Here is a 3,200-nt window from a genome sequence, read left to right as displayed (position 1 = left end):
CGCACTAAAGAAATTTAATAAAATAAAAGTTTAAACCACTTCAATGTTGAAAAATTTTATTTTGTGTTTCCTTATTGTGTTTTGTTCCTCTTCCTATGCACAAAAGACAGAAGTTTTGAACAAATTTTCTGAGATAAGCATTAGTGGTAAAATCAAAGTTGAAATACTTGAATTTGAGCAGGACAGGATACTAATTACCAAGGGTGAAAAGTATTTAAAGTATAATGTCTTAAAAGAAAGGCTTACAATTACTTCCAGTGCCGCCGTAGCCGACTCGGTAACTATAACAGTTTATTTTAAGGACATTAATAAGATATCTGCCGCAAATAAACCTGTGATTTCTATAAAAATGGATACACAGAGGGAAAATTTTACCCTTGATGTTAAAGAATCTTCCTCTGTAACCGGATTTATAAAATCTACCAATTTTAAACTGTTGTCCCAGTCAGGCAGTAGTGTATCGCTGGAAGGTTCATGTGACAACGCGGACATCAAGGCAGGCGGTAAATCCAGTGTTGAAGCCCAGAAAATTATTTTCAAAAAATGTGATATTGAGCTGACCGATTCCGGAGCCAGAGTTTTTGTGACGGACAAATTAAATGCCGAATTGACCAAAAGCAGGCTTGAGGTATCCGGTAATCCGGCAAAATTTAATAAAAAAGTTTCACCAGACTCAGTTGTGACAAATCCATTGTAGGCGTATGAAGTGGAGAGCTATATCCCTTACAGGTACAGTATCATTTGCGGCGCTATACTTTTTTTATCCGGAAATCTGTGATAAAATCAGTTTGGTTTTGATTATTCTCCTGGGTTTTGCCCATGGCATTAATGATATTTTTATCATAAATAAAGCCTTAGCCAAAAACAATAAACTGAATATTCCATACAGGATCATGTACCCTGCCGTTATAGCTGTACTTTTTTTACTGTTTGTATATGCGCCGTTTGTAACCTTATGTTTCTTTATTGGGGCGAGCGCGTACCATTTTGGCGAACAGCAGTTTTCCGGTATAGCCTATCATGGCAATACTGTTGTCAAAACAGGGTTTTTATTCTTTTACGGCCTGTTCATCCTGTCGCTCCTGTTTTACTTTCACAAGGGCGGGTTCTTACAGTCTGTAGAAAATCTTACTGATGCCAGACTTCATGAAGGGCTGCCTCTTGTTATGTTGTTCCTGAGTTTCCTGGGGCTTTTTGCTTTTGCGGTGTTCTATGCCCTGAAATCTGATATCAACCTGAAATCTGAAATTTTTCTTTTAGTCATTTTTATGGTGGTATTTAAACAATTAAGCCTTATTTCTGCTTTTACCATCTATTTTATTTTGTGGCACAGTATACCGTCAATCATCACACAGGTCACATTCCTGTATGGCAGCCTGAGCCTCAAAAGTTTTAAAAGTTATTTCCACAAAGGTATGATATACTATGTGGCCTGCCTGTTAGTACTTATTCTCTACCAGGTTTTCAATGTAATGGATTTCCAGGTTTCGTTTGTTTATTTTCTGGCGTCAATTACCATTCCTCACGCGTTAACAATGTTATATATGTTAAATAATTCCAAATCAAAAACCCTTAAATCAATTAATCAATGAAAAAAACTCTATTTCTTTTATTAATCGGCGTACATGCTGCGTTTGCTGCGCCGTCAAAAGTGTCAGGTACAAGTACAGGTAATGTGGTACATGTAGAAAGCCTTAGTGATTTGCCTTCTCCTTACCAGGGGGTTATCAAGCTGGCTTCAAATAAACTTTATAAAGTTCACGGGCTGGTAAACATTGGCAATAATGCCATTAACCTTAACGGGGCCGGCCTGAGTGGCGATGATCCCGGAAAAGACGGTTTCCTTGGCACTGTCAACGGCGCTATTTTAAGGAGCAGGGATGTTGATGTATACTTAGATAATCTGATGGTGGTTTGTGGTACTTCAGAAACTAAAGGCTATGATTTCGTGGATATGACGGGTACTAAATACCTGAACTTATTTGCCGGCTGCTCTGTAGTTGATGCCCCAAACATCCAGGGAGCAGGTGTAGGTACCATTACAGGATTCAATGTAACGTGTATTGTGGAAAACTACTGGAAGTGCCGGGACGGCCTTAAAGTTACCGGGCAGATGGAAAAATTCACCTCTACTTTAAACTATGTTACCGGTATAACAAACGGTGGTGTGGGTATTGAATTTTTGGCAAATTCAGTTATTAAGGATATAGTAATCCAGACTACCTACTTTGTATATTCAGGGGAAACTGGTATAAAAATTAATAAAGGGGCTATCATTGACCACGGAAGGCTGTCTTTAAACCTGTTCCGGGGCGTTACTAATAAACTTGATGGTTTTGATTCATTTACACCGGGTTGGGAGATGTACCAGAATGGTGAAGGGATACAGGATTCTAAAGGTAACGGTTTTATTTACTTGGTTGATAAAGCAGTGCCTGTAAGCTTCAAAGGTATCACATTGTATTCAAAAATTCCTGGCCAGACTAAAACACTCAGGAACGCAAAATTCTTAACAGACGCCAGCAACAGGTTCGTATTTACAGGTAAAAGGCTTGCAGCGTTCAATGTGAATGCAATTGTAAGCGCCATTTCACAGGAAGAAAATGCTTCATTTACACTGGGCATCCTTAAAAATGGCAAAGAAGTTATTGAGCCGGGCGCTACTGTTTCAGGTGTTGGTAAAGGTTCAGGTATCCAGATAAACCTTATTACACAGGTAGAATTAGACAAAGGCGATTTCATAGAACTTTGCATTAAGAATAATTCATCAAATACACCGGTGATAATATCGGATATGCAGTTTAAGATTAGCGAATAATCTTCAATTTTAATTACATAATTGTTTCATACATATAGTAATTTATGCTAATCAGGCTAAAAAGATGGAGAAGGCATGTATATAATACAACAATGCGTGCATCCTGAACTTTGGGCATGGGTTATTATTGGCAGATGTAAGAAATTTGCCGCTCAAAAAACAGTTTGCAGCCATCAATGTACAGCAAATGGCATTTTAGCATAAAATCACGGGTTGCGGGTTTTATTCAAGTTTTTTACAAACCGAAATTTAACCCGCAACTTATTGTAACATTAAAATTGCACCGAAATCAATTAGGGGTAAATTGATGGTTTTACATGCAGTTTGGTGTTTCTGAAGAAGCCGTCTCACAACTTGAGACGGTTTTTTTACGTTTTTCTTG

The 3,200-nt window shown here is 38.0% G+C and carries 3 protein-coding genes; all 3 read left to right on the top strand.

Annotation, left to right across the window (positions count from 1 at the left end; genetic code table 11):
• The first annotated feature begins 115 nt into the window (after window positions 1-115).
• From CHU92_RS01295 to CHU92_RS01285, 3 genes are read left to right on the top strand one after another with little or no spacing between them, the layout of a single operon-like run.
• Window positions 116-697, top strand: coding sequence for a GIN domain-containing protein (locus CHU92_RS01295; protein ID WP_165764557.1), 582 nt, complete (start codon window positions 116-118; stop codon window positions 695-697).
• 4 nt (window positions 698-701) lie between these two features.
• Complete coding sequence (locus CHU92_RS01290) at window positions 702-1,592, top strand: Brp/Blh family beta-carotene 15,15'-dioxygenase (protein WP_094411814.1); 891 nt, start codon at window positions 702-704, stop codon at window positions 1,590-1,592.
• Window positions 1,589-2,818: a hypothetical protein gene (locus CHU92_RS01285; protein ID WP_094411812.1), complete on the top strand. Its 1,230-nt coding sequence runs from the start codon at window positions 1,589-1,591 to the stop codon at window positions 2,816-2,818. The genes CHU92_RS01290 and CHU92_RS01285 overlap by 4 nt, the downstream gene beginning before the upstream one ends.
• Window positions 2,819-3,200 lie beyond the last annotated feature (382 nt).

This window comes from Flavobacterium cyanobacteriorum, assembly GCF_002251835.1.
GTDB classification, from domain to species: domain Bacteria; phylum Bacteroidota; class Bacteroidia; order Flavobacteriales; family Flavobacteriaceae; genus Flavobacterium; species Flavobacterium cyanobacteriorum.
The sequence above is the reverse complement of the archived record's forward strand: the minus strand, read 5'-3'. Positions and strand labels throughout refer to the sequence as shown.